Origin of the sequence: Isoptericola sp. NPDC057191 (assembly GCF_042670225.1) — a bacterium.
GTDB lineage: Bacteria > Actinomycetota > Actinomycetes > Actinomycetales > Cellulomonadaceae > Isoptericola.
In genome coordinates this window covers 1-24760 of sequence record NZ_JBHUWC010000039.1, presented here as the reverse complement: position 1 = coordinate 24760, position 24760 = coordinate 1, and the positions used below count along the sequence as shown (strand labels likewise).

The 24760-nt window shown below is 73.2% G+C and carries 22 protein-coding genes and 1 tRNA gene; 14 read left to right on the top strand and 9 right to left on the bottom strand.

Translation table 11 applies throughout. The annotated features are described in order from the left end of the window. A partial coding sequence (locus ACFT55_RS07860; RefSeq protein WP_380243259.1) for a hypothetical protein occupies window positions 1-968 on the bottom strand: 968 nt, incomplete at its 3' end. Between the two features lie 369 nt (window positions 969-1337). Here ACFT55_RS07860 and ACFT55_RS07855 point away from each other — a divergent pair. The 7 genes from ACFT55_RS07855 (at window position 1338) to ACFT55_RS07825 (ending at window position 9114) form a co-directional block, all read left to right on the top strand. Further along, window positions 1338-2978: an ABC transporter substrate-binding protein gene (locus ACFT55_RS07855; protein ID WP_380243258.1), complete on the top strand. Its 1641-nt coding sequence runs from the start codon at window positions 1338-1340 to the stop codon at window positions 2976-2978. A 200-nt stretch (window positions 2979-3178) separates the two neighbouring features. Next, window positions 3179-4183, top strand: coding sequence for an ABC transporter permease (locus ACFT55_RS07850; protein WP_380243257.1), 1005 nt, complete (start codon window positions 3179-3181; stop codon window positions 4181-4183). Beyond that, window positions 4176-5108 carry an ABC transporter permease gene (locus ACFT55_RS07845; protein WP_380243256.1) on the top strand — a complete coding sequence of 311 codons (933 nt, stop codon included), beginning with the start codon at window positions 4176-4178 and terminating at the stop codon, window positions 5106-5108. The genes ACFT55_RS07850 and ACFT55_RS07845 overlap by 8 nt, the downstream gene beginning before the upstream one ends. 5 nt (window positions 5109-5113) lie before the next feature. Beyond that, complete coding sequence (locus tag ACFT55_RS07840; protein WP_380243255.1) at window positions 5114-6184, top strand: ABC transporter ATP-binding protein; 1071 nt, start codon at window positions 5114-5116, stop codon at window positions 6182-6184. After that, a complete protein-coding gene (locus ACFT55_RS07835) occupies window positions 6177-7490 on the top strand; it encodes an ABC transporter ATP-binding protein (protein ID WP_380243254.1) in 1314 nt (437 codons plus the stop codon). The genes ACFT55_RS07840 and ACFT55_RS07835 overlap by 8 nt, the downstream gene beginning before the upstream one ends. 2 nt (window positions 7491-7492) lie before the next feature. Next, entirely contained in the window at window positions 7493-8308 is an 816-nt protein-coding gene (locus tag ACFT55_RS07830; protein WP_380243253.1) for a type 1 glutamine amidotransferase, read from the top strand. After that, window positions 8308-9114 (top strand): serine hydrolase, encoded by an 807-nt coding sequence (locus tag ACFT55_RS07825; protein WP_380243261.1) that lies wholly within the window; start codon window positions 8308-8310, stop codon window positions 9112-9114. The genes ACFT55_RS07830 and ACFT55_RS07825 overlap by 1 nt, the downstream gene beginning before the upstream one ends. Here the strand turns inward: ACFT55_RS07825 and ACFT55_RS07820 are convergent. The 4 genes from ACFT55_RS07820 to fdhD form a co-directional block, all read right to left on the bottom strand. Next, window positions 9102-10352: a CynX/NimT family MFS transporter gene (locus ACFT55_RS07820; RefSeq protein WP_380243252.1), complete on the bottom strand. Its 1251-nt coding sequence runs from the start codon at window positions 10350-10352 to the stop codon at window positions 9102-9104. The two genes, ACFT55_RS07825 and ACFT55_RS07820, sit on opposite strands and share 13 nt — an antisense overlap. Next, entirely contained in the window at window positions 10349-10852 is a 504-nt protein-coding gene (locus ACFT55_RS07815; protein WP_380243251.1) for a MarR family winged helix-turn-helix transcriptional regulator, read from the bottom strand. The genes ACFT55_RS07820 and ACFT55_RS07815 overlap by 4 nt, the downstream gene beginning before the upstream one ends. A 142-nt stretch (window positions 10853-10994) precedes the next feature. Continuing rightward, entirely contained in the window at window positions 10995-13316 is a 2322-nt protein-coding gene (locus tag ACFT55_RS07810) for an FdhF/YdeP family oxidoreductase (protein WP_380243250.1), read from the bottom strand. Beyond that, window positions 13313-14206 (bottom strand): formate dehydrogenase accessory sulfurtransferase FdhD, encoded by an 894-nt coding sequence (gene fdhD / locus ACFT55_RS07805; RefSeq protein WP_380243249.1) that lies wholly within the window; start codon window positions 14204-14206, stop codon window positions 13313-13315. The genes ACFT55_RS07810 and fdhD overlap by 4 nt, the downstream gene beginning before the upstream one ends. Before the next feature lie 152 nt (window positions 14207-14358). Between fdhD and fdhA the strand changes: the two genes are divergently transcribed. Beyond that, window positions 14359-15582 carry a formaldehyde dehydrogenase, glutathione-independent gene (gene fdhA / locus ACFT55_RS07800; protein ID WP_380243248.1) on the top strand — a complete coding sequence of 408 codons (1224 nt, stop codon included), beginning with the start codon at window positions 14359-14361 and terminating at the stop codon, window positions 15580-15582. 56 nt (window positions 15583-15638) lie between these two features. On the opposite strand, the gene ACFT55_RS07795 is transcribed toward fdhA, so the two are convergent. Next, window positions 15639-16505 (bottom strand): alpha/beta fold hydrolase, encoded by an 867-nt coding sequence (locus tag ACFT55_RS07795; protein WP_380243247.1) that lies wholly within the window; start codon window positions 16503-16505, stop codon window positions 15639-15641. A gap of 100 nt (window positions 16506-16605) precedes the next feature. On the opposite strand from ACFT55_RS07795, the gene ACFT55_RS07790 reads away from it, so the two are divergent. Beyond that, on the top strand, window positions 16606-17259 hold the full coding sequence (locus tag ACFT55_RS07790) for a TetR/AcrR family transcriptional regulator (protein ID WP_380243246.1): 654 nt from the start codon (window positions 16606-16608) through the stop codon (window positions 17257-17259). Window positions 17260-17269: 10 nt separating this feature from the next. Here ACFT55_RS07790 and ACFT55_RS07785 read toward each other — a convergent pair whose 3' ends face one another. Continuing rightward, window positions 17270-17869, bottom strand: a complete 600-nt coding sequence (locus ACFT55_RS07785) for a TetR/AcrR family transcriptional regulator (RefSeq protein WP_380243260.1) — start codon at window positions 17867-17869, stop codon at window positions 17270-17272. Window positions 17870-18132: 263 nt separating this feature from the next. On the opposite strand from ACFT55_RS07785, the gene ACFT55_RS07780 reads away from it, so the two are divergent. The 3 genes from ACFT55_RS07780 to ACFT55_RS07770 all read left to right on the top strand — a co-directional run bounded on the left by ACFT55_RS07780 (window position 18133) and on the right by ACFT55_RS07770 (window position 20955). After that, window positions 18133-18204 (top strand) — tRNA-Gln (locus ACFT55_RS07780). Between the two features lie 145 nt (window positions 18205-18349). Continuing rightward, a complete protein-coding gene (glmU, locus tag ACFT55_RS07775) occupies window positions 18350-19975 on the top strand; it encodes a bifunctional UDP-N-acetylglucosamine diphosphorylase/glucosamine-1-phosphate N-acetyltransferase GlmU (RefSeq protein WP_380243245.1) in 1626 nt (541 codons plus the stop codon). Next, window positions 19972-20955: a ribose-phosphate diphosphokinase gene (locus ACFT55_RS07770; protein WP_380243244.1), complete on the top strand. Its 984-nt coding sequence runs from the start codon at window positions 19972-19974 to the stop codon at window positions 20953-20955. Before glmU ends, ACFT55_RS07770 begins: the two co-directional genes overlap by 4 nt. 61 nt (window positions 20956-21016) lie before the next feature. Here ACFT55_RS07770 and ACFT55_RS07765 read toward each other — a convergent pair whose 3' ends face one another. After that, window positions 21017-22249: a type II toxin-antitoxin system HipA family toxin gene (locus ACFT55_RS07765; RefSeq protein ID WP_380243243.1), complete on the bottom strand. Its 1233-nt coding sequence runs from the start codon at window positions 22247-22249 to the stop codon at window positions 21017-21019. Then, window positions 22246-22533: a helix-turn-helix domain-containing protein gene (locus tag ACFT55_RS07760; protein ID WP_380243242.1), complete on the bottom strand. Its 288-nt coding sequence runs from the start codon at window positions 22531-22533 to the stop codon at window positions 22246-22248. The genes ACFT55_RS07765 and ACFT55_RS07760 overlap by 4 nt, the downstream gene beginning before the upstream one ends. Before the next feature lie 122 nt (window positions 22534-22655). Here ACFT55_RS07760 and ACFT55_RS07755 point away from each other — a divergent pair, with 122 nt between their 5' ends. Both ACFT55_RS07755 and ACFT55_RS07750 read left to right on the top strand, forming a co-directional pair. Continuing rightward, window positions 22656-23804 (top strand): glycosyltransferase, encoded by a 1149-nt coding sequence (locus ACFT55_RS07755; RefSeq protein WP_380243241.1) that lies wholly within the window; start codon window positions 22656-22658, stop codon window positions 23802-23804. Window positions 23805-24110: 306 nt separating this feature from the next. Continuing rightward, complete coding sequence (locus ACFT55_RS07750) at window positions 24111-24722, top strand: 50S ribosomal protein L25/general stress protein Ctc (protein WP_380243240.1); 612 nt, start codon at window positions 24111-24113, stop codon at window positions 24720-24722. The last annotated feature ends 38 nt before the right edge of the window (window positions 24723-24760 follow it).

Sequence of the window (24760 nt, the reverse complement as noted above, 5' to 3'; positions counted from 1 at the left end):
GATCCGAGACTGCCGCGTTGATCGGGTCCGGAGCGCGGCGGGAGCGGCAGCCGGGGACGAACGCGTGCGGCGCGTCGCACGTCGGGCGGGAACCGGGCGAGGAGCCGGCGCGTGACGCTGTCCGGGTCGCGGGCGTCCCGCGCCACGAACCGCAGTGGACGCACCCCCAACCGTTCGGTGATGGCGTCCTCGCGCACCTTCTCCTCGAACAGCGCCTGCTCGGCGTCGTACCCGGTGCCGAACGCGCCGTCCCGGTACTTGATCCGGCCGTCGAACTCGGCGAGCACGCGGTGCTCGAGCCAGGCGAGGTCGACGAAGAACCGCCCGGCGTGCGTCTCGACGCGGAACTGCGTGCGCGGGCGCGGCAGACCGGCCCGCAGCGCCACGTACCGCAGCCAGGTCTCCCACGGAGGGTCGACGGCGCCCTCGGCGAGCTCGAGGACGAGCCGCCCCCGAGCCGTCCCGTTCCGGCGGCGTCGAGCACCCAGCAGGCCGAGCGCCTCACCGCGGTCGAGGCCGTGGCCGAGCGCCCAGTCGGCGACGACGAGCCCCTCCAGGGGATGCAGGGTGGTGACGCAGTCGACGACGGTCCGCGCGAGGTCGGTCACGGGCAGCCCCTCGAGCTCCACCCACCGCTGCGGCAGGCCGCGGTGCCGCGCGACGTCGCGCGCCGAGCGGGAGCTCGCACCGGACCGCTGCAGCACGTGCGTCGTCGTGGGCGCCTCCCACAGCGGCACGCCCCACAGCAGGGCCGCGCTCTCGTGGCTGAAGACGTGGTCGGCCTCGAGCTGGCGGTGCACCGCGCCGATGCGGTCCCGGGCGAGGGTGCGGGCGTCCGGCGGGCCGCCGTCTGCCACGGTCCGGTAGGCCCCGCGCCGCACGCGCGAGATCGCGCCGGCGCCGAGCGCGCGCCGGAGAGCCGTCGGGTCGTGCTCGCGGGCGATCAGGAGGTGTCGGTCGTCGGTCATCCGGACAGCGTGGGGCGCCGTCGAGCGGGCCAGGCGCCGCGCGAGCGCGCCTGTGGACGACCGAGGCCTGGGGGCAGGTTCTGGGCGGCAGTTCCGGACGGGCGCGGCAGTTCGAACTGCCGCTCGGTGGCCGAACTGCCGACCGGTGGCAGCGAGGCGTCGGGGCTCGCCGCCGATCGTTACGGATCCTTAACAGTGATTTTCACCACCGAGGGCCGTGATGGCGATATGTTCCACGGCAGCGCCGTCGTACGTCCGCCGAACCGGACCGCGACGACGTGCACGACGACGTGTACACACGCAGGGCGACGGCGCCCGGAGCGACCACGACGTGGGGAGAAGCCGGTGACGATGGGGCGAAGGGCTGCGGTGGCAGCCGCTGCGACGGCGGTGACGCTGGTGCTGGCGAGCTGTTCCGGTGGTGGCGGGAACGACGACGGGAACGGCGACGGTGGTGGAGGGGGGAGCGACGCGGACGCGACGCTGCACCTCTCGCTGTCGCAGGACGTCGAGACGCTGCTGCCGATGGACTCGAACGTCGGGGACAACATCTCCGTGCTCGACGTCGTGTACGACGGGCTGGTCCGGTACGACCCGAAGACCACGGAGCCGTACAACTACGTGGCGGAGAGCATCGAGAGCGACGACAACACGGTCTGGACGATCAAGATCAAGCCGGACCTGAAGTTCCAGAACGGCGAGGCCGTCGACGCGGACGCGTTCGCGCGGGCCTGGAACTACGCGGCCTACGGCCCGAACGCGATGGCGAACAACTACTTCTTCGAGCGCATCGCCGGGTACGACGACATGCAGGGCGAGACGGACGACGACGGCAACGTCACCACGGAGCCCACGGCGGACACCCTGTCCGGCCTGAAGGTCGTGGACCCGCAGACGCTCGAGGTCACGCTGACCGGCCCGTTCGCCGGCTTCTCCACGATGCTCGGCTACACCGGCTTCTTCCCGATCGCCCAGGCGTGCCTCGACGACATCGACGCGTGCGCGGTGCAGCCGATCGGCAACGGCCCGTTCCAGGTCGAGAAGTGGGACCAGGGCGTGAACCTCACCGCCAAGCGCTGGGACGACTACACGCTCGAGGAGACGCCGAAGTACGGCGCCATCGAGTGGACGGAGTACACGGGCGAGGACAACTGGCCGGACTTCCAGGCCGGCAACCTCGACTTCGCGACCCCGCCGCCCGCGGAGACCGCGGCCGCCGCGAACGACCCCGACCTGCAGGAGCGGTACATCGAGGGGCCGGGCGCCGCGCTCACCTACCTCGGCTTCCCGCTGTACAAGGACGGCCCGTGGAAGGACATCGAGTTCCGCAAGGCGATCTCGATGGCCATCGACCGGCAGGGCATCATCGACGCCCTGCTGCCCGGCCAGCGGATCCCGGCGGACAGCTGGGTGGTGCCGGACGTCGTCCCGGGTGGCACCGGCGGCACGTGCGAGTGGTGCACGTTCGACGCCGACGCGGCCAAGGAAGCCCTGGCGAAGGCCGGCGGGTGGCCCGACGGCGAGAAGATGACGATCCACCTCGGCCAGGACGAGACGGAGCAGGCCCTCTTCAAGGCGGTCGGCGACTCCATCCAGGAGACCCTCGGCATCCCGTACGAGCTGGACCCGACGGAGGACTACTTCGCCCGCCGCTCGGCGCGCGACTTCTCCGGCCCGTTCCGCGCCAACTGGTTCCCGGACTACCCGCTCAACGAGAACTACCTCGCCCCCGTGTACGCCAGCGGCGACGCGAAGAACGGCAACACGGAGTTCGGGTACTACAGCGCCGACTTCGAGGCGGCCGTCAAGGCCGGCGACGAGGCGGCCAACCTCGACGACGCGGTCGCGAAGTACCAGGAGGCGGAGAAGATCCTGGCCGCCGACTTCCCGACGGTCCCGCTCTTCGTGGCGCAGAACACCACGTACTACAGCGAGAACGTCTCGAACGTGGTCCTCGACCCGTTCAGCGGTGAGCCCAAGCTGCGCCTCCTCGAGGTCACCAACGGCTGACGGTTCAGATCGAACCCTCCCGGTGGCCGCCGGCCCAGGTCGCCGGTCACCGGGAGGGAGCAAGAGCGTGGCGGGGGCTGGGGTGTCGCGAGGCTGGTCGGGCCTGGCGGGAGCCGAGCGAGGAACGAGCGAAGGCGGATGGCGCGCCTCGCGACACCCCAGCCCCCGGCACGCCACCCCCCGGCACGGAAAGAAAGTGAATGGGCCGCTACATCCTTCGCCGCACCCTCCTGGGCGTGGCCACCCTGCTGCTCGTGATGTTCGTGCTGCACCTGCTCACGACGTTCGCGATCCAGCTCAACGGCAACCCGGCGCTGGCGTTCTTCGGCGACCACGTGCCGTCGAAGTCGCAGCTCGCGGCGGTGGAGGCCCGCTACGGCCTCGACGACCCGTGCTACGACCAGACCGGCAACCCGTGCCTGGGGCCGTTCGTGGAGCGCCTGGGCTCGTACGCGCAAGGCGACTTCGGCACGAACCTGCGCGGCCGTGACGTGACGGACATCGTCGCGACGGCGGCGCCGAACACGCTGAAGCTGTTCCTCATCGTGACGATCGTGTGGTTCGTGCTGGGCCTGGGTCTGGGCACGGTGGCGGCGCGGTGGCGCGGCCGGGCGACGGACCACGGGATCCGCATGACGTCGGTGCTGATCGACGCGTTCCCGATCTTCGTGCTGCTGCTGGTGTACCGGTACGTGTTCGCGGTGCCCCTGAACAAGTGGGCGACGGAGACGTTCGGCGCGGAGAGCCTGCCGGCGCTGTGGTTCCGGCCGTCGTTCGACGACGACCATCCGTGGGCCACGTTGCTGGTGCCGGGCATCCTGCTGGGCCTGGCGGGGTCGGCGGCGTTCATCCGCCTGGTGCGGGCGAGCCAGCTGGAGTCGTACGCGGGCGACCATGTGCGCACGGCGCGCTCGCGCGGCCTGACGGAGCGGCACGTCGTCGTGCACCACGTGATGCGCAACTCTGCGGTGCCGGTCGTGACGGCTGTCGGGCTGACGTTCACCGAGGCGCTCGCGGGCGCCGTCATCACCGAGGGGATGATGAACATCTACGGCATGGGGGGCGTGCTGTGGAGCGCGGTCCGCGGCGCGGACGTGGCCCTGGTCCTCGGCGTCGTGACGATCCTCGCCGTGGTGACGGTGGTCGTGATGCTGGTGGTCGACATCGCTTACGCCGCCCTGGACCCGAGGATCCGATATGCCTGAGCCCACCGCTGCCACTGCCGCCCCGGATGCGCCGAAGGTGGACGTCTCCGCGTCGCTGGGCGGGGACGCCTGGCGCCGGTTGCGGCGTCGTCCTGACGTCGTCGTGTCGGCCCTGGTGGTCGTCTTCTTCGCCGTGATGGCGGCGTTCCCGCTGCTGTTCACCAGCACGGACCCGCAGCGATGCCTCATCGGCGACTCGAAGATCCGGCCGCAGGGCGTCGGGGCGGAGCACCCGCTGGGCACGGACGTGCACGGCTGCGACATGCTGGCGCAGCTGGTCCACGGGGCGCGACCGTCGCTGATGCTGGCGTTCGTGGTGGTGGGCGCGTCGGTGGTGATCGGCGTGGTGCTCGGCCTGGTCGCGGGCTACTACCTGGGGTGGGTGGACTCGGTGGTGTCCCGCACCATCGAGGTGTTCCTCGTGATCCCGCTGCTGCTGGCGGCGCTGCTGCTGCTGTCGTTGTTCCGCAACGTGCACGTGGGCGGCGGGGCGTTCGACGTCATCCTGCTCCCGGCGCTGGTGCTGACGACGTTCGGGTGGATGGGGTATGCCAGATATGTGCGGGCGAGCGTGCTCGAGGCGAAGAACCTCGACTACGTGACGGCGGCGCGCGCGCTGGGCGCGTCGGACCTGCGGGTGATGGTGCGGCACGTGCTGCCCAACGCGATCGGGCCGGTGACGGCGCTGGTGCCGACGGCGATCGCGGGGGTGATCAGCGCGGAGGCCGTGCTGGCGTTCCTCGGCATCGGGGTGCGGCCGCCGGCGATCAGCTGGGGGATCATGATCACGAACGGCGCGGAGTGGGTGACCGGGGGCTACCCGTACCTGCTGCTCATCCCGCTCGGGTGCCTGATCCTCACGGTGCTGGCGCTCGTCGTCCTCGGTGACGCCCTGCGCGACGCCCTCGACCCGAGGCTCCGGTGACGGACATGACGGAGAGCATCACGGACACGACGGTGGACATGACGACGGACGGCACAACCGGGCCGCGCTCGGCGGGCGCGGTGCTGCTCGAGGTGGAGGACCTGGCGGTCGAGTTCCGCTCGGACGACGGCGCGGTGCGCGCGGTCGACGGCCTCAGCTACCGGGTGGAGGCGGGGCGCACCCTGGCGCTCGTGGGGGAGTCGGGCTGCGGCAAGTCGGTGAGCTCGCTCGCCGTCATGGGGCTGCTGCCGCCGACGGCGCGGGTCGTCGGCGGGTCGGCGCGGTACCGCGGCACGGACCTGCTGTCGCTGTCGCCCACCCAGCACCGTGCGCACAACGGCACGCACGTCGCGATGGTGTTCCAGGACGCGCTGGCGGCTCTCAACCCGGTGCACACGGTGGGTTACCAGCTGTCGGAGTCGTTGCGGGCCCGCACCGGGTCGTCGCGCCGGGACGCGCGCCGTCGTGCGATGGAGCTGCTCGACCTCGTGAAGGTGCCGAACGCGGCGCAGCGGGTGGACGAGTACCCGCACCAGTTCTCCGGGGGCATGCGGCAGCGCGTGATGATCGCGTCGGCGCTCGCCCTCGACCCGGACGTGCTGATCGCGGACGAGCCGACGACGGCGCTGGACGTCACCGTGCAGGCGCAGGTGCTGCGCCTCCTCGCGGAGATCCAGGCGGAGCGGCAGATGGGGCTGGTCCTCATCACGCACGACCTCGGCGTCGTGGCCGGCGTCGCCGACGACGTCACCGTGATGTACGCGGGCCGGGCGGTGGAGCACGCGCCGGTGCGCGACCTCTACGCGGCGCCCGGGCACCCGTACACGCGGGCGCTGCTGCGCTCGGTGCCGCGGCTGGACGGCGGCGGCGACCGGGCCGTCGGCGGACGCCTGCCGGTGGTGCCGGGCCGCCCGCCCGCGCCGGGCCGGGTGCCCGAGGGCTGCCCGTTCCACCCGCGGTGCGACATGGCCCGCGACGTGTGCCGCACCGACGTGCCGCCGCTGGAGGTCGTCGCCCCCGGGCGGTCGTCGGCCTGCCACTTCGCCACCGAGCTGCTGGGAGGCGTCCGTGCCTGAGCTGACCGAGTCGTCCGACGTCGTCCTCGAGGTGCGCGACCTCGCCAAGGCGTACCCGGTGCGACAGGGTGTCGTCATCAAGCGCACGACCGGCCACGTGCAGGCCGTCGACGGGGTGTCGCTGACCCTGCGGCGGGGCCGCACGCTGGGACTGGTGGGGGAGTCCGGGTCGGGCAAGTCCACGCTGGCGCGCGTCCTGGTGGGCATCGAGAAGCCGACGCGCGGCCAGGTGCTGGTGGACGGCGAGGACGTGTCGCGGATGTCGCGGGCGGCCCGTCGGGAGCTGCGCCGGTCTGTACAGATGGTCTTCCAGGATCCGTACACGTCGCTCAACCCGCGGATGTCGGTGGGGGAGATCGTGGCCGAGCCGTTCCGCATCCACCCCGACGCGGTCCCGAAGGGCGGCCGACGTCGTGCCGTCGCGGAGCTGCTGGAGCTCGTGGGCCTCGACCCGGACCACGTGCACCGCTACCCGCACCAGTTCTCCGGCGGGCAGCGGCAGCGCGTCGGCATCGCGCGGGCCCTGGCCGTGAAGCCGCGGGTCCTGGTGTGCGACGAGCCCGTCTCCGCGCTGGACGTGTCCGTGCAGGGCCAGGTCATCAACCTGCTGGAGGACCTGCAGGACGAGCTGGGGCTGTCGTACCTGTTCATCGCGCACGACCTGGCCGTCGTGCAGCACATCGCCGACGAGGTCGCGGTGATGTACCTCGGCCGCATCGTCGAGGAGGGCGGCGGCCCGGCCGTGTACGGCGACGCGCACCACCCGTACACGCGCGCCCTGCTGTCGGCGGTGCCCGTGCCGGACCCGACGGCGCGGCCGGCCCAGCGCGACCTCATGCTGGAGGGCGACCCGCCCTCGCCCGCCGACCCGCCGTCGGGCTGCCGCTTCCACACGCGGTGCTGGCTCGCCCACCGGCTCGCCACCGAGCAGGGCGTGCCCGGCGACGGCCAGGAGGCCGTCCCCGAGCGCTGCCGCACCGAGGACCCGGTGCTGGTGCCCCTCGGGCGGCGCGACGCCGCCGGCACGCCGCACGCGGCCGCGTGCCACTTCGCGGAGCAGGCCGCGGCGCTCGGCGCGCTGCCGTCGTCGGGCGCGTCGTCGGGCACCTCGTCGCCGCGTACCTCCTTGCCAGGAGGCCTCGCGGCGGACGACGTCGCACCGGGCGACGTCGCACCGGGCGACGTCGCACCGGAACCTGCGCGTGGACGAGCGCGCGGGGACGTGCCCGAGACCGCCCCTGAGGCCGCCGCTGAGAACGTGCCTGAGAACGTGCCCGAGACCGTGCCCGAGAGCAGGGAGCGCTGACCGTGCCAGACCGCCGACCGACCGTCGTCCTCGTGCAGAACTCGCCGACCAGCGGCCCCGGGCGCCTGCCCGCCTGGCTGGAGGAGGAGGGCGCCGCCGCCGTCGTGGTGGAGGGCGCGGACCTCGCCGACCGGGTGCCCGCGCTCGTCGGGGCGGACGGCGTGGACGGCCTCGTCCTGCTGGGTGGCGGTCTGCTGCCCGACGAGGACGACCGCGCCCCGTGGCTGCCGCACGAGCGTGCGCTGGTGTCCGAGGCGCTGGCCGTCGGCGTGCCCGTCCTGGGCATCTGCCTGGGCGGCCAGGTCCTGGCGCACGTCACGGGCGGCACCGTCACGGGTCGGTCCGGCGAGACGGAGAAGGGGCTGTGCCCCGTGCGGCTGCTCGACGACGCGGCGGACGACCCGCTGCTCGGCCCGCTCGGCCCGCTGGCCGACGAGGGCGAGGTGCGCATGATCGAGAGCCACGTGGACTCCATCACCGGCCTGCCGCCGGAGGCGGTGCACCTCGCGACGAGCGACGCGTGCGGCGTCCAGGCCTTCCGCGTGGGAGACGTCGCGTGGGGGCTGCAGTTCCACCCGGAGGCGGCACCGGAGCGCATCGGCACGTGGGACGCGGACGAGCTGGCCGCGCTCGGTTTCGACCGCGACGAGCTCCTCACCGCGGCTCTCGAGCGGGCGCCGGAGAACGAGCGGCAGGCCCGCGCGCTCGCCGCCGCCTTCGCCGCCGTCGTCCGCGACCGCTGTGAGCGGGAGACACGCCCTCGACACGCCGACGAGCAGGGCCAAAGTCCCGCTCACAACGATGCGGGGGTGCGGTGATGGTGTCCACGGGCACGCACTCGGACGGCGTCCCCGTCGTCGCGTACCAGGTGCGCCGGGCGGGCGGCGAGGTGCTCGCCGAGCGTGACGCCGACGCCCCGTTCTACGCGGCGTCGACCGTGAAGCTGGCCGTGCTGGTCGCGGCAGCCCGCGCGCTGGAGTCGGGGGCGCTCACGCTGGAGCAGGAGGTGACCAGCACCGACACGTTCCGCTCCCAGGTGCCGGGCGCCCCGGACTACCGCATCGAGCCCGACGACCTCGACCCCGGCATGCCGGCCCCCGGCACGCTCGTGCCCGTGGGCCAGGTCGTCGACCGCATGATCGTGGTGTCGTCCAACGAGGCGACCAACCTGGTCATCGAGCTGGTCGGTCTCGACGCCGTGAACCGCGCGCTGGCCGACGCCGGCGCCGTCGCGAGCGTCGTCGGGCGCAAGTACAGCGACCTCGCGGCCGAGGCCCAGGGAGCGACCCACCGCACCACGGCGGGCGACCTCGCGGCGCTGATGTCCGCCGTCGTCACCGGGCGGCTCGCGGGGCCGGAGCAGACCTCGTGGATGCTCGGGCTGCTCGCGCGCCAGACCGACCGGCAGCTCACCGCCGCCGTCCCCGCAGGCGTGCCGTTCGGGTCCAAGTCGGGCTGGGTGGACGGCATCCGGCACGACGTCGCGTTCGTCGGCGAGCTCGGCCCGGACGCCCTCGTCGTCGCCGTCTGCACGCGGGGCTACGACGAGCAGCAGGCGGAGGAGTCCCTGCGGGCGCTCGGCGCGCTCGCGGTGACCCTGGCCGGCGTCCGTCAGAGGGTGTGACGCGGGCGGCCGGACGCCACCCACATCGCCGCGGCCATGACGGCGAGCACGCCCGTGACGACGAGCAGCGGTGCCGTCCACCCGCCGGTCGCCTCGTGCACGGCACCCATCGTGGTCGGCGCGAGGGCGGCGCACGCGTAGCCGGCGGTCTGCACGACGGCGGACGTCCGCCGCGCCACGGCCACGCCGGGGCTGCGCTGCGCGACGAGCGTGAAGATGGCGGTGAAGTTGCCGCCCTGTGCCGCGCCGGCCACGCCCACCCAGAGCAGCCACAGGTCGGGCGCGACCAGCAGCCCCACCGGGAGCGAGAGCCACATCAGGGACAGCCCGGCGGCGACCTGCCGGGCGGACAGGCCGCGTGCCAGACCGACGGGCACGAGGAACGACCCCGCTACCGCGCAGAGCTGGAACGGGCCTGCGGCACCGCCCGCGCCGGCGGCCGTCATGCCGAGCCGGTCGTGCAGGATCTCCGGCAGCCACGCGGTCACCGCGTAGTACCCGCTCGCCTGCCCGGCGAACGCCACGGACAGCAGGACCGCCAGCCGTCGCACGCTCCGGCGCGTCGCCGGGTCCAGGGCGGCCAGCTCCGTCCGCGCCGACGGCGGGCGCACCCGCGCGGCGGCCGCGGGGACACCCGCGCGACCCCGGGCGACCAGGGCGCGGCCGGCCGGCACCCACGCCGCGAGCGCCAGCACCGCGAGGACGCCCCAGCCGGCCAGGGCCCACTGCCAGCCGAACGCTGCCGCGAGCGGCACGGTGAGCATGGTGGTGAACGTCGAGCCGAGGTTCATCGTCGCGCTGTACGCGCCGGTCACCGCGGCGGCCCGGCGCCGGAAGTCGCGCGTGATGACGACCGGGACGGCCACGTTGCCGACCGAGATGGCGACGCCCAGCACCGCCGTCCCGACGAGCGCGGCGGGCACCGTGCCCGCCGAGCGCAGCACGGTGCCGGCGAGGATGCCCGCCAGCGACGCCCCCAGCGCGAGCTCCGGGCCCAGTCGCGCCACCAGCACCGACGCCAGCGGCGTGCACAGCGCGAAGCACAGCACCGGCACCGAGGTGAGCAGGCCCGCGCCCGTGGGCGTCAGACCCAGCCCGGCCGCGACCTGGTCGACCACCGGCGGGAGCGACGTGATCGGCGCCCGCAGGTTGAGCGCCACCAGGAGCAGCGCCGCGAGCAGCAGCCCGGTGCGCGCGCCGTCGTCGTGCCCGAGGGAGGGGGAGGGCTGCCGGGTCACTCGTCGAACTGCGCGACGACGGTGCGCAGCAGCGCCGCGAGCTGCGGCCGCACGGCGGACGGCAGCGCGTCGAGGACGCGGGCCTCGACGTCGAGCAGGTCGCTCATGGCCGCGTCCACCCGCTGGCGGCCTGCAGCGGTGAGCTGCACCAGCACGCCGCGGCGGTCGGACGGCGCGCGGTGCCGCTCGACGAGGCCCCGCTCCTCGAGCCGGTCGATGCGGTTGGTCATGGTGCCGCTGGTGACGAGCGTCTGCGCGACGAGCACGCCGGGCGACAGGCGGTACGGCTCGCCCGCCCGGCGCAGCGCGGACAGGACGTCGAACTCCCACGTCTCCAGGTCGTGCCGCGCGAACGCGCCACGCCGCGCGCGGTCCAGGTGCCGGGCGAGCCGGCTGACCCGGGAGAACACCGTCAGCGGCTCGACGTCCAGGTCCGGGCGCTCGCGGCGCCACGCGTCGACGATCCGGTCGACCTCGTCGGACCGTGCCTCCACATCCATGCGCCGAGACTACTCTGGTCTCTCGACGTCAAGAATCTTGACGAGTGTGAACTACCTCGGCACGGTCCGCACTACCTCGGCACGGTCCGCACTACCTCGGCACGTCCCCGACTACCTCGGCACGGTCCGCACTAGCTCGGGGTCAGGCGGGCTCGAGGCGCACGACGACGGCCTTGGACACGGGCGTGCGGCTGGTCTCGGCGGTGGCGCCGAGGGGCACGAGGACGTTCGCCTCCGGGAAGTACGCGGCGGCGCACCCGCGGGCCGTCGGGTAGGCGACGACGCGCTGGCCGCGCAGCACGCGGTCCACGCCGTCGTGGTACTCGCCGTGGACGTCGACGGTGACCCCGTCCGCGAGCCCCAGCTCGGCGAGGTCCTCGGGGTTGACGAGCACGACGGCGCGGCCCCCCTTGATGCCGCGGTACCGGTCGTCGCGGCGGTAGATGGTGGTGTTGAACTGGTCGTGCGAGCGGATGGTCTGCAGCAGCAGCCGCCCTGGCGGGCAGTGCACCGGCGCGAGCTCGTTCACGGTCAGGTGCGCCTTGCCGTCGGCGGTGGGGAAGGTCCGGGAGTCGCGCGGCCCGTGCGGCAGGCGGAACCCGCTGACGCGGCGGATCTTGGCGTTGTAGTCCTCGCACCCGGGCACCACGCGGGCCACGTGGTCGCGGATCACGTCGTAGTCGCGCTCCATCGCCGCCCAGTCGACGGGTCCCGGGTCGCCGTCGCGCGCGGTCAGGACGGCGCGCGCCATGCGGGTCACGATCGCCACCTCCGACAGGAGCCGGGGCCCCACGGGGTCGACCTTGCCGCTCGAGGCGTGCACCGCGCACACCGTGTCCTCGACGGACACGAACTGCTCGACCGACGCCTGCCGGTCGATCTCCGTGCGCCCGAGGGTGGGCAGGATCAGCGCCTCGCGCCCGACGACGGCGTGCGAGCGGTTCAGCTTGGTGGAGATCTGCACGCTGAGGTCGGTGTGCGCGACGGCCTGCTCCGCCGCGACGGTGTCGGAGATCGCCCCGACGAGGTTGCCGCCCAGCGCGACGAGCACCCGCACCCGCCCGGTCGCCATCGCCTCGACCGTGCCCACGGCGTCGAGCCCGTACGCCCGGGGGGAGGCGATGCCGAACTCCGCGTCGAGGGCGTCGAGGAAGCTGTCCGGCATCTGCTCCCAGATGCCCATCGTGCGGTCGCCCTGCACGTTCGAGTGCCCGCGGATCGGCGACGCCCCGGCCCCCGGCCGTCCGATGTTCCCCCGCAGGAGCAGCAGGTTGACGATCTCCTTGATCGTCGGGACGGCCTTCGTGTGCTGCGTGAGACCCATCGCCCAGGTGACGATGACGCGCTCGGCGCGGAGGTAGCGGTCGGCGAGCTCGTCGATCTCGGCGCTCGTGAGGCCTGTCGCGGCGAGCACGGCCTCCTCGTCCAGGTCGGCCAGGTGCGCGGCGAGCTCCTCGAGCCCGGTGGCGTGCTCGGTGAGGAAGGCATGGTCAAGCACGGTCCCCGGCGCCGCGGCCTCGGCGTCGAGCACCCGCTTCGACACGGCCTGCAGCAGGGCCATGTCGCCGCCGAGGCGGATCTGCAGGAACTGGTCGGCGAGCTCTGTGCCTCGCCCGGCCAGCCCGCGCACCGTCTGCGGGTTCTTGTAGCGCTTCAGCCCGGCCTCGGGCAGCGGGTTCACCGCGACGATGCTCGCCCCGTTCTGCTTGGCCTCCTCGAGCGCGGTGAGCATGCGCGGGTGGTTGGTGCCCGGGTTCTGGCCCATGATCACGATGAGGTCGGCCAGGGCGAAGTCGTCGTAGGTGATCGTCGCCTTCCCGACGCCGATCGTCTCGCCCAGCGCCGCGCCCGTGGACTCGTGGCACATGTTGGAGCAGTCGGGCAGGTTGTTCGTGCCGAAGGCGCGCACGAACAGCTGGTAGACGAACGCGGCCTCGTTCGACGTGCGCCCGCTCGTGTAGAACGACGCCTCGTCGGGGGAGGCGAGGCCGGTCAGCCGGTCGGCGAGGATCGCGAACGCCTCGTCCCACGAGACCGGCACGTAGTGGTCCGAGCCTGCGGCCTTGTGCACGGGCTCGACGAGCCGGCCCTGCTGCCCGAGCCAGTGCTCGGTCCGGGTGCGTAGGTCGGAGACGGGATGCTCCTGCCAGAACGCGGGCTCGACGACGAGCGGCGTCGCCTCCCACGTGACCGCCTTGGCCCCGTTCTCGCAGAACTCCGCTGGCTTGCGCCGGTCCGGGTCGGGCCAGGCGCAGCTCATGCAGTCGAAACCCTGCTGGTGGTTCATCGACAGCAGCAGCTTCGCCGTCCTGCGGGCGCCCATCCCGCGCAGCGCCGGCGTGAGGGCGTGCATGATTCCGGGCACCCCCGCGGCCCAGTCCTTCGGCGGCCGGGTCCCGGTGGGCTGCGGCTCCTGCGGCTCGCCGCCGTCGGGCCGGGTCTCCTCGGGCTGCTGGGTGCTCATGCGGCGTCCCCTCTGCGGTGCGGCGTCGCGGCGTCGCGCGACGGGTGGTCCTCGACGTCCTCGACGACGCGTTCCCCGCCGGCGTAGACCACGAGCGTGGGGTCCCGGACGAAGCCCACGAGGGTCAGTCCGGCGTCGTCCGCGAGCTCGGCCGCCAGGGACGACGGCGCGGACACCGCCGCGAGCACGGGCACCCCCGCCATGACGGCCTTCTGCGTCAGCTCGAAGCTGGCCCGGCCCGACACGACGAGCACCCTGCCCCGCAGCGGCAGCAGCCCCGCGGCGGCGGCCCACCCGACCACCTTGTCGACGGCGTTGTGCCGGCCCACGTCCTCGCGCACCACGAGCGCCTCGCCGGTCCCGGCGTCGAACAGCCCGGCGGCGTGCAGGCCGCCGGTCCGGGCGAAGACGTCCTGCGCCGCGCGGAGGCGGCCGGGGAGGGCGGCGAGCAGCGCCGCGTCCACGCGCACCGGGTCGTCGGCCACGTCGAACGCGCTGCGCGTGCGCACGGCGTCCACCGACGCCTTGCCGCACAGCCCGCACGCGCTGGAGGTGAAGAACTCCCGGGCGAGGGCCGGGTCCGGTGGGGCGACGCCCGCAGCGAGCGCGACGTCGAGCACGTTGTAGGAGTTCTCGGCCGCCACCCCCGGGGTGCCCGCGCAGTACCGCGCGGCGGCGACCTGGCCGCCGTCGGTCACGACTCCCTCCGACACGAGGAAGCCGGTCGCGAGCTCGACGTCGTGCCCGGGGGTGCGCATCGTGACGGCCAGCGAGCGGCCGCCCACGCGGATCTCCAGGGGCTCCTCGCCGGCGAGCAGGTCCTCGCGGCGCGTGGTGCGCCCGCCGATGGTGACGCGCCTGACGCGGCGTCGGACGGTGACGCGGGTCATACCTGCAGGCCTAGCAGACCGCGCCCTCCGGCACAACGGCGCACGCCCGATCCGGCCACGAGCTCGCCGCCCGACCTGCCGAGCGGGGCCGACCGTGCCTACGGTCGAAGGGCCGGCCCAGCCCGGGCCGGCCGTGTTCGAGGAGGAGCACCATGGCAGACAGCAACCGCGCGGTCGCTTACAAAGGACCGGGCCAGGTCGAGGTCATCGACATCGACTACCCGACGTTCGAGCTCAAGGACGGGCCCGGGGTGAACCCCGCGAACATCGGCCGACAGGTGCCGCACGGCGTGATCGTCAAGACCGTCGCGACGAACATCTGCGGGTCGGACCAGCACATGGTCCGGGGCAGGACCACGGCACCGCCCGACCTCGTGCTCGGGCACGAGATCACCGGCGAGGTCGTGGAGACGGGCCGGGACGTCGAGTTCATCAAGGTGGGCGACATCGTCTCGGTGCCGTTCAACATCGCGTGCGGCCGGTGCAGGAACTGCAAGGAGCGCAAGACCGGCATCTGCCAGAACGTGAACCCGGACCGGCCGGGCAGCGCGTACGGCTACGTCGACATGGGCGGCTGGGTCGGCGGGCAGGCGAACTACGTGCTGGTCCCGTACGCCGACTGGAACCTGCTGAAGTTCCCGGACAAGGACCAGGCGCTCGAGAAGATCATGGACCTGACGATGCTGTCCGACATCTTCCCGACCGGGTTCCACGGCGCCGTGACCGCCGGCGTGGGGGTCGGCTCCACGGTGTACGTCGCGGGCGCCGGGCCGGTCGGGCTCGCCGCCGCGACGGGTGCCCTGCTGCTGGGGGCGGCGGCCGTGATCGTCGGGGACATGAACGCCGACCGGCTGCAGCAGGCGCGGTCGTTCGGCTGCGAGACCGTCGACCTGACGAAGGGCGGGCCGGCCGAGCAGATCGAGCAGATCCTCGGTGTCCCGGAGGTGGACTGCGGCATCGACGCCGTCGGCTTCGAGGCCAAGGGGCACGGGTCGGACTCGGGGCACGAGGCGCCGGCGACCGTGCTCAACTCGCTGATGGAGATCACCGCCGCGGGCGGTGCGCTGGGCATCCCGGGGCTGTACGTCACGGGGGACCCGGGCGGCATCGACGAGGCGGCGAAGAAGGGGTCGCTGTCGCTCAGCCTCGGCACGGGCTGGGCGAAGTCGCTCGCGTTCACCACCGGTCAGTGCCCGGTGATGAAGTACCACCGCGGCCTGATGCAGGCGATCCTGCACGACCGCGTGCAGATCGCGAAGAACGTCAACGCGAAGGCGATCACCCTCGACCAGGCTCCGCAGAGCTACGCCGAGTTCGACGCCGGTGCCGCGACGAAGTACGTCATCAACGCGAACGGGTACCTCGACGGCAAGTGACGGGCGGCCTGTCAGGGCCACGGCACGACATCCGCGCCCGTGGTCCTGACAGGTGCTCAGTCGTGGGCGCGCAGGAACTCGTCCACCAGCGGGAGCACCCGGTCGGGGAGCTGCCACAGGACGCCGTGGCCGCCGCCGGCCACCAGCTCGACGCGGGAGTCGCGCACGTGCTCGGTGACGCGACGGCCCGCGGCGACCGGGTCGCCGAGCCTGGTGTCCGCGCCGAAGCACGCCAGGGTCGGGGCGGTGATCGCGCGCAGCCGCTCGTCGGGCAGGGGGCTCGGCCACGGCGTCCGACGGCGGTAGCGCATGGCCGCGCGGGCGAGCGCGCGGTCCGCGTCGGTCAGGGTGACGCCGGGGTTCAGCCACTCGTCGAGGCGGGCGAGGTTGCGCGCCGTCGGGAGGGCGGCGGCGCGGACCATCCGCGAGACGACCTTCCGGTCGGGCCTGACCAGCGCGGTGATGCCCTCGCCGAGGACGAGCGCGCCCACCCGGTCGGTCGCGCGGGAGGCCAGCAGCGCGGCGAACCACGCGCCCTCGGAGTAGCCGAGCACGTGCGCGCGCTGCAGCCCGAGGCCCTGGAGCAGCTGGGCGCCCCACGCGGCGTAGTCGTCGGCCGAGGTCAGCGGCGACGTCTGCTCGCTGCGCCCGGCCGTGCCGACGACGTCGGGAGCGTAGACGACGCGGTCGGCAGCCAGGGCGGGCACGACGCCGTGCCAGCTCAGGCCGGTGCCGTTCAGGCCGTGCAGGAGGACCAGCGGCGTCCGGCTGCCGGCGCCGGAACGGCGCACGTGCGTGGGGCCGTAGGCGGTCTCGACCCGGACGTCCTCCGACGGCAGCGGCCAGAGCGCCTCGAGGTCGCGGTACGCCGTCTCGTACGCGCTGCGTGCGGCCTCGCTGGTGAAGCGGCCTGTCGACGGCATCGGACCTCCTGGTGCGCGGTTGATGGTATGACCGTACCATCAAAATGGTACGCACGTATCATCAACGGCGACCGCCGAGGACGACCGAGAGGGAGAGCCCGTGCCACGACGGGTGGACCACGACCAGCGCCGCCGCCAGATCACCGACGCCTGCCGCCGCGTCGTCGCGCGCGACGGGCTGGAGGCGGCCACGTTCCAGGCCGTCGCCGCCGAGTCCGGCGTCTCCGTGCGGCTCGTGCAGTACTACTTCGGGAACAAGCACGGGCTGCTCGTCGCGACGCACCGCGCGGTGATCGAGGGGTCGGCCGCGCGGTTCGGCGTCGGGGAGCCCGGCGGCGTCGCCGGGGACGCCGCAGCCCCGATGCCCCCGCCCCGCGCCGTCCTGCGCGCCGTGCTCGCCGCGCTCCTCCCGCTCGACGGCGCCCGCCGCGCGGACGCCGTCGTCCTGGCCGCCTTCCACGCCGCGGCCCTGACGAACGAGGCCGTCACGTCAGAGGATCTGCGCGGTGCCCCGCGGGCGCTCGTCGACCTCGTCGCGGGGCAGGTGCTGCGGGCGCGGGGCGACGGCGGGGGCACGGGGCCGGGCTCAGGGCCGGGCTCAGGCGCGGACGACCCGGCCCGCCTGGACGCGGAGCTGGTGCTCGCGTCGGCCGCCGGCCTGACGCAAGGGATCCTTGCCGGGTACGTGGACGGGGAGACCGCGCTCGCCGTCGTCGACCGGCTGCTCGACCACGTCGTCGGTCACGCTCGATGAGCCGAACGGCTCAGCGGGACCGGGTGAGCTCGGGCTTCTTGACCATGCCGGACAGCCCGTTCCACGCAAGGTTCACCAGGTGGGCCGCCACCTCGGCCTTGCCGGGGCGACGGGCGTCGAGCCAGTACTGGCCGGTGAGGGCGACCATGCCCACGAGCATCTGCGCGTACAGCGGCGCCGCCTTCGGGTCCAGCCCGTTCGCCTTGAACTGGTCGCCGAGGATGTGCTCGACCAGGGTGGCGACGTCCCCGATCAGGCTGGAGAACGTGCCGGTGGCCTGGGCGACGGGGGAGTCGCGCACCAGGATGCGGAACCCGTCCTCCGACGCCTCGATGTACCCGAGCAGCGCCAGCGCCGTGCGCTCGACCAGCACCTTGGGATGGCCACCCTCCTCGAGGGCGCCCGTCAGCGCGGAGGTCAGCGCGCGCACCTCGCGGTCGACGACGACGGCGTAGATGCCCTCCTTGCCCCCGAAGTGCTCGTAGACCACCGGCTTGGACACCTCGGCGCGCGCCGCGATCTCCTCGACGCTGGTGCCCTCGAAGCCCTTCTCGGCGAACAGGCCGCGACTGACCTCGATCAGCTGCTCGCGCCGCTGGCTGGCCGTCATCCGGGCGCGCGGCGGACGCTTGGGCGCTCGGGGATCGGAGGGCATGGGCTCATTGTGCCGGGCGGGCCACCCGGAAGCGAGGAGGTCGCTCGTCGAGGAACGTCCGCCACACCACCAGGCCGTCCTGCGAGATGTGGTGCGTGCCACGCCGCGGTCGGCGTCGACGGCCCCGCGACGTGCGGGGGCGGTGCTGCGGACCTGGCAGACTGAGGACGGACGCCCGACGGTGCCGCGCCTGCTGCGTGCACCGGCCCGGGACCCGATCCGCCTTGGTGTAATCGGCAGCACAGAGGTTTTTGGTGCCTTTGGTCCAGGTTCGAGTCCTGGGGGCGGAGCGCGTGCACCACCGACGAAGCACACCCCGAGAGAGACGGAGCACTCGTGGTCTCGACAGGCTCGACCGCTGCAGGTTCGACCGAGGCACCCTCTACCCCCAGTCCGGCGGCCGTCGTCGTCCTCGCCGCAGGGCAGGGCACCCGCATGAGGTCCGCGACGCCGAAGATGCTGCACGCCATCGGCGGGCGCACGCTGCTCGGGCACGTGATGACGGCCGCGACAGAGCTGTCCCCGCAGCACGTCGCCGTGGTCGTGCGGCACGAGCGGGAGCTCGTCGCGACGGCGGCGCTGGAGCTCGACCCCACGGCGCTCGTCGTCGACCAGGACGAGATCCCCGGCACCGGACGCGCCGTGCAGTGCGCGCTCGACGCGCTGGACGCCCGCGCCCACGCCGGCCGTGCGGCCGCGCTGGCGCACGCCGACGACCTGCACGACGAGCATCTCGACGGTGGGGAGCACCCCCTCGGCGACGGGCTCGACGGCGCGGTCGTCGTCCTCGCCGGCGACATCCCGCTGCTCGACGGCGCCACGCTCGCGGAGCTGCTCGCCGCCCACCACGCGGACGGCAACGCGGTCACCATCCTCACGACCGAGGTCGAGGACGCCACCGGCTACGGCCGCATCGTGCGCGAGACCGGGTCGGGCGACGTGCTCGCGATCGTCGAGCACAAGGACGCGACGCCCGAGCAGCGCGCGATCCGCGAGATCAACAGCTCCGTCTACGTCTTCGACGCCGCCGTGCTGCGGCGCGGCCTGGCCGGGCTCGGCACCGACAACGCGCAGGGCGAGGTGTACCTCACGGACGTCGTCGAGTCGGCACGGGCCGAGGGCGGCGCCGTGCGCGCCGTGCTCAGCGACGACCCGATGCTCGTCGAGGGCGTCAACGACCGGGTGGCGCTCGCGACCCTCGGCGCGGAGCTCAACCGGCGGGTCCTGGTCGAGTGGATGCAGGCGGGCGTGACGGTCGTCGACCCCGCGACCACCTGGGTGGACGTCGACGTCGAGCTCGCGCCCGACGTCACGCTGCTGCCGGGCACCCAGCTGCACGGCGCCACGAAGGTGGAGTCCGGCGCGACGATCGGGCCCGACACCACGCTGCGGGACGTCGAGGTCGGCCCGGGCGCGACGGTCGTGCGCACGCACGGCTCGCTGTCCGTGATCGGCCCCCACGCGTCGGTGGGGCCGTTCGCCTACCTCCGCCCCGGCACCGAGCTGGCCACGAAGGGCAAGATCGGCACCTTCGTGGAGACGAAGAACGCGCAGATCGGCGAGGGCTCGAAGGTGCCGCACCTGTCGTACGTGGGCGACGCGACGATCGGCGAGCACACGAACATCGGTGCCGCCTCCGTCACCGTGAACTACGACGGCGTCAAGAAGCACCGCACGGTGATCGGCTCGTACGCGAAGACGGGCGCGGACAACATGTTCGTCGCGCCGGTCTCCGTGGGCGACGGCGCGTACACGGCCGCGGGCTCCGTCATCGTGAAGGACGTGCCGGCCGGTGCGCTCGGCGTCGCGCGTTCGCAGCAGCGCAACATCGAGGGCTGGGTCGACCGCCGCTGGCCGGGCACCCCGGCCGCCGAGGCCGCCGCCCGCGCCGGCGCCGCCGGCAGCGCGTCCGCGGACCAGCAGCTCGGCGCGCAGGCGCAGCAGCAGCTCGCCGCCCACAATGCCCTCACGGGTGCCATCCCCGTGGTGCCGCCCGCAGACGACGCCACCGCCCCCGCCGGCGACAGTTCCGACCCGACCGAAGGAAGCACGCAGCGATGAACAACTTCATCCCCGGAACCGGAGAGCGCACCCTGGTCCTCGCCTCCGGGCGGGCGCACCCGGAGCTCGCGGAGGCGGTGGCGAAGGAGCTCGGCATCGAGCTGCTGCCCGTCTCGGCGTACGACTTCGCGAACAGCGAGACGTACGTGCGCTTCAGCGAGTCCGTCCGCGGCAGCGACATCTTCCTGCTGCAGAGCCACACCGCGCCGGTGAACCAGTGGCTCATGGAGCAGCTGCTCATGGTGGACGCCGCCAAGCGCGGCTCGGCACGGTCCGTGACCGCCGTCGCGCCGTTCTACGCGTACGCCCGCCAGGACAAGAAGAGCCGCGGGCGCGAGCCCATCTCGGCCCGCCTCGTGGCCGACATGCTGAAGACCGCGGGCGCCGACCGCATCCTCAGCGTGGACCTGCACACGCCGCAGATCCAGGGCTTCTTCGACGGTCCGGTCGACCACCTGTGGGCCATGCCCGTCCTCGTCGACTACGTGCGCACCCGCGTGGACCTCGCCAACGTCGCCGTCGTCTCGCCGGACGCCGGCCGCATCCGCGTGGCCGAGCAGTGGGCCGCCAAGCTGGGCGGCTGCCCGCTGGCGTTCGTGCACAAGACGCGCGACGTCACGCGCCCCAACCAGGCCGTCGCCAACCGTGTGGTCGGCGAGGTCGAGGGGCGCGACTGCGTGCTCGTCGACGACCTCATCGACACCGGCGGCACCATCGCCGAGGCCGTCAAGGTGGTCATGGAGGCCGGCGCCCGGTCCGTGACCGTCGCGGCGACCCACGGCGTGCTGTCCGACCCCGCCGCGCAGCGCCTGCAGGAGTGCGGCGCCACCGAGGTGGTGGTGACCGACACGCTGCCGATCGCCGCCGAGAAGCGGTTCGACAAGCTCACCGTGCTGTCCATCGCGCCGCTCGTCGCGCGCGCGATCCGTGAGGTCTTCGACGACGGCTCCGTGACGAGCCTGTTCGACGGCAACGCCTGACCAGGCCCTCTCCGTGGAGCGCGGGGTGCGACGAGCCGTCGTCGCGCCCCGCGCTCTGTCGTCAGGCCGCCCTTGCGACCGCCTCCAGACGCGGCTCGACCGACTCGGCCATCATGGCGATCTCGTGCTCGCCGACCTGATGCTTCCGCGCCTGGTCCCGCCAGCCCGCGAGCGCGGACGCGGTGCGGGCCATCCGCTCCCGTGCCTGGTCGACCGTCAGGCTGCACTCCTCGGCGAGGGCCAGCAGGCCGTCCACCTCGTCGGGTGGCGCGTCGGCACCCATGACCGAGGTCGAGCGCGCCCTGAACGGGTCGGGGTTCGGGTTCACGTCGAACACGGGGCTCAGCGTCCACGAACCGCGGTCGGCGAGGAAGCCGTGGTTACGAAGGTGGTCGTCCGTGTTGCCGAGGGCGACGCTCGCGACGACGCGGTCGAAGAGCTCGTGATGGTCCCGACGCGGTGACAGAGACAGGTCACGGATCGCCTCGGCGATGTCGGCGTAGTCACGACGCTGGCCGTCGGACGAGCCTGTCGCGGTCATGGCGCTGATGTAGCCGATACGGTCGCCGGCGCGGCCTCTGTCGAACCTGCGCAGGATCAGCACGCTGCGCTCTCCCACGCGCGTCAGGCGGCGTTGTGGCGCGCGTATCCCCGCGTTCTCCAGGAGGTCGAGCGTCGTCGCCTCCCAGGCCATGACGTCCCAGCCGTCGCTGGAGTGCGGGAACTTCGCGATCGCCAGGCTGCCGTCCTCGAGCCGCACCGATGCCTTGGGCCGCGCTCCGCCCAGACCCGTCGTCCCCGTGTCGAGGAGCTGTTTGACGGCACGGGACGGGTCGTCGTCGGACGCCAGCTCGTCGGAGGCGCGCAGGAGCTCCGGCAGCGAGATGAGCTGGGGAACGCTCGAGGGTCCGCCGAGGAAGTCCTGCTGCCCGGGCAGGCGGTATCGCAGCGCGCCCTGGCGGGTGTCGTCGCTGACCCCGAGCAGGAAGTCGACGTCGTCGAGCCTTCTCGGCGCTCTGTTCTCCTTGCGGGCGCGCGCCCGCTCCGCCTTCTCGACCAGGTTCCGCCCCCAACGGTCGGGAGCGCTGTCGGCGAAGGCCCGGACGAGGCCGACCTGGTGCTGTGCCCCGGACACCAGCGGCAGCGCGGGGTCGACGACGGTTCCGCTGCCCGTGAGGTAGTCCGGGTCGTAGAGGAACGTGGTGGAGATCTGTCCTCGCGTCCGGGTGAAGTGCGCCCTGCCGACCGCTGTGGTCCGCCCGTCCTCGTCGACGAAGACCTCGACGGTGGTCATCGGGCGCGCTTCTTCGTCAGGTTCCCGGCACGCAGGCGGCCGATGTCGCTGCGTAGCGGGTCCACCGCGTCGACGGCGGTGTCCAGCACGCCCAGCGCGCGCAGCACCTGCGCGACGGAGCGAAAGCTCACGCTCGGGTCCCCGGTCTCGATCTTGCGGAGGGTGTCGCGCGTGATGTCGGCCCGCTCGGCCACCTGCTGCGCCGTCAGGCCCAGGACCATGCGCCACCCGCGCACGTGCTCGCCGAACTCGTGGACCTGTCGGTCGATCTTGTACCCAGGCATCGTTGCTCCCCCTGATCTTTTGCCGAGTATTCTAGGCGTATTCACCAGTTGTGGCGAGCGTGATCGTCATAGTTCGTGACTCTCACGAGCCAGTCAGGCCGGGGTCGTAGGCTGTGCGGACGATGGAGACGCCCGTGGACGTGACCGTGCTGGTCCCCACCTACAACGAGGGTCCGAACGTCGCGGAGCTGGTGCGCCGGCTGACCGCCGCGCTCGGCGGCGGCGTCGTGCCCGGCGGCGTCGAGGTGCTCTTCGTCGACGACTCCACCGACGACACCCCCGCCGAGATCGAGCGCGTGGCCGCGGGGTCCGAGCTGCCGGTGCGGCTGCTGCACCGCGCGGCACCCGACGGCGGGCTGTCCGGCGCCGTCGTGGCCGGCCTGCAGGCCGCCGCCGGCGAGCGCGTCGTCGTGATGGACGGCGACCTGCAGCACCCGCCGGAGATGGTGCCCGTCCTGCTCGCCACCGCCGGCGAGACGGGCGCGGACGTCGTCGTCGCCTCCCGGTACACCGGCCGCGGGGACGCCGGCGGGCTCGACGGCCGCTACCGGCGCTGGGTCTCGAAGGCCTCCGGGCTGCTGGCCCGGTCGATGTTCCCCGTGAAGCTGCGCGACGTGTCCGACCCGATGACGGGCTTCTTCGTGGTGCGTCAGGGCGCGGTCGACCTCGACGCGCTCCAGCCGCGGGGGTTCAAGATCCTGCTGGAGATCCTCGCGCGGCAGCGGCTCGTCGTCGTCGAGGAGCCGTTCGTGTTCGGCGAGCGGTTCGCGGGGCGGTCCAAGGCCACCGTCGCGAACGGGCTGCGGTACGTGCAGCAGCTCACCCTGCTGCGGTTCGGGCGGCTCTCGCCGTTCGCGCTCATCGGCGGCGCCGGCGCCGTGCTCAACCTGGCGATCCTCGCCGCCATGCAGGCTGCCGGCATCCACTACCTGCCCGCCGTGATCGTGGCGAACGCGGTGACGATCGTCCTCAACTTCCTGCTGCAGGAGCGGTTCGTCTTCGCCGACCTGCGTGACGGTGCTCACGGCTTCTGGGGCCGGTTCGTGCGGTCCTTCGCCTTCAACGGCACCGAGGCCGTGGTCCGCACGCTGCTGCTGTGGTGGATCGTCGAGCAGGCGGCGCCGCACCCCGAGGTGGTGCAGGCGGTGCTCATCCTCGTGGCGTTCGTCGTGCGCTTCGTCTTCCAGGCGCAGGTGGTCTACCGCCCGCGCGGGTCGGCGGGAGCCCGCGGGGGGTCTCGCGACCGCTCGGGCGAGCACGCCCGGCCCTGAGGGAGGCTATACTCGTCCGGTTGCCTCGGCGAGGGACGTCTGACGGGCGCCGGTCACGCAGGGTCGTGCAGGTTCAGCACTGCGACCAGGCCGCCACCCTCAGAGCAGGATCCGTCGGATTTCCGTGATCGACTGGGCGGCTGTCGGTGCACCATTCTCGTTGGTGCCCCCACGGCGCGCTCTCGATCGCGTCCGTCACGTGTCCCACGCCGACGCAACCGCAGTTCGCGGGGACCACACGCCTCGTGGACAGCCGACGGCTCCCTCTGGCCATCGGCACGCACAGACATCCCAGGAGTGATCCACGTGTCCGACATCAAGCTCGCCGCCGAGGCCCGCACCGAGTTCGGCAAGGGCGCCGCCCGCCGCATCCGTCGTGAGAACAAGATCCCCGCCGTCCTGTACGGGCACGGCACCGACCCGCTGCACATCACGCTGCCGGGCCACGAGACCATGCTCGCCGTGCGTCACTCCAACGCGCTGTTCACCATCGAGCTGGACGACGTCTCCGAGATGGCCGTCGTCAAGGACATCCAGCGTGACGCCGTCCGCGGCACCATCGAGCACATCGACCTGCTCCTCGTGAAGCGCGGCGAGAAGATCGCCGTCGACGTCACCGTGAACGTCGTGGGCGAGTCGGCCCCCGGCACCATCCACTTCGTCGAGGCGCAGACCCTGTCGGTCGAGGCGCTCGCCACCAACCTGCCCGAGTCGGTCGAGGTCTCGATCGAGGGCCTCGAGGCCGGCTCGCACGTCACCGCCGGCGAGATCGCCCTGCCCGAGGGCGCGACGCTGCTCACCGACCCGGACGCCGCCGTCGTCGCCGTCTCCGAGCCGCGTGGCGAGGTCGCCGACGAGGCCGAGGAGGGCGAGGCCGCCGAGGAGACCACCGAGGCCGCCGAGTCCACCGAGGGCTGACCACCTCCACCGCTGTGAGCGGGACCTTGGCCCACTTC

Coding starts and splice junctions, on each gene's coding strand:
- ACFT55_RS07850 (WP_380243257.1), top strand. CDS start 3,179: ATGGGCCGCTACATCCTTCGCCGCACCCTCCTGGGCGTGGCCACCCTG.
- ACFT55_RS07845 (WP_380243256.1), top strand. CDS start 4,176: ATGCCTGAGCCCACCGCTGCCACTGCCGCCCCGGATGCGCCGAAGGTG.
- ACFT55_RS07840 (WP_380243255.1), top strand. CDS start 5,114: ATGACGGAGAGCATCACGGACACGACGGTGGACATGACGACGGACGGC.
- ACFT55_RS07825 (WP_380243261.1), top strand. CDS start 8,308: ATGGTGTCCACGGGCACGCACTCGGACGGCGTCCCCGTCGTCGCGTAC.
- ACFT55_RS07815 (WP_380243251.1), bottom strand. CDS start 10,852: ATGGATGTGGAGGCACGGTCCGACGAGGTCGACCGGATCGTCGACGCG.
- ACFT55_RS07810 (WP_380243250.1), bottom strand. CDS start 13,316: ATGAGCACCCAGCAGCCCGAGGAGACCCGGCCCGACGGCGGCGAGCCG.
- fdhD (WP_380243249.1), bottom strand. CDS start 14,206: ATGACCCGCGTCACCGTCCGACGCCGCGTCAGGCGCGTCACCATCGGC.
- fdhA (WP_380243248.1), top strand. CDS start 14,359: ATGGCAGACAGCAACCGCGCGGTCGCTTACAAAGGACCGGGCCAGGTC.
- ACFT55_RS07795 (WP_380243247.1), bottom strand. CDS start 16,505: ATGCCGTCGACAGGCCGCTTCACCAGCGAGGCCGCACGCAGCGCGTAC.
- ACFT55_RS07785 (WP_380243260.1), bottom strand. CDS start 17,869: ATGACGGCCAGCCAGCGGCGCGAGCAGCTGATCGAGGTCAGTCGCGGC.
- glmU (WP_380243245.1), top strand. CDS start 18,350: ATGAGGTCCGCGACGCCGAAGATGCTGCACGCCATCGGCGGGCGCACG.
- ACFT55_RS07770 (WP_380243244.1), top strand. CDS start 19,972: ATGAACAACTTCATCCCCGGAACCGGAGAGCGCACCCTGGTCCTCGCC.
- ACFT55_RS07765 (WP_380243243.1), bottom strand. CDS start 22,249: ATGACCACCGTCGAGGTCTTCGTCGACGAGGACGGGCGGACCACAGCG.
- ACFT55_RS07760 (WP_380243242.1), bottom strand. CDS start 22,533: ATGCCTGGGTACAAGATCGACCGACAGGTCCACGAGTTCGGCGAGCAC.
- ACFT55_RS07755 (WP_380243241.1), top strand. CDS start 22,656: ATGGAGACGCCCGTGGACGTGACCGTGCTGGTCCCCACCTACAACGAG.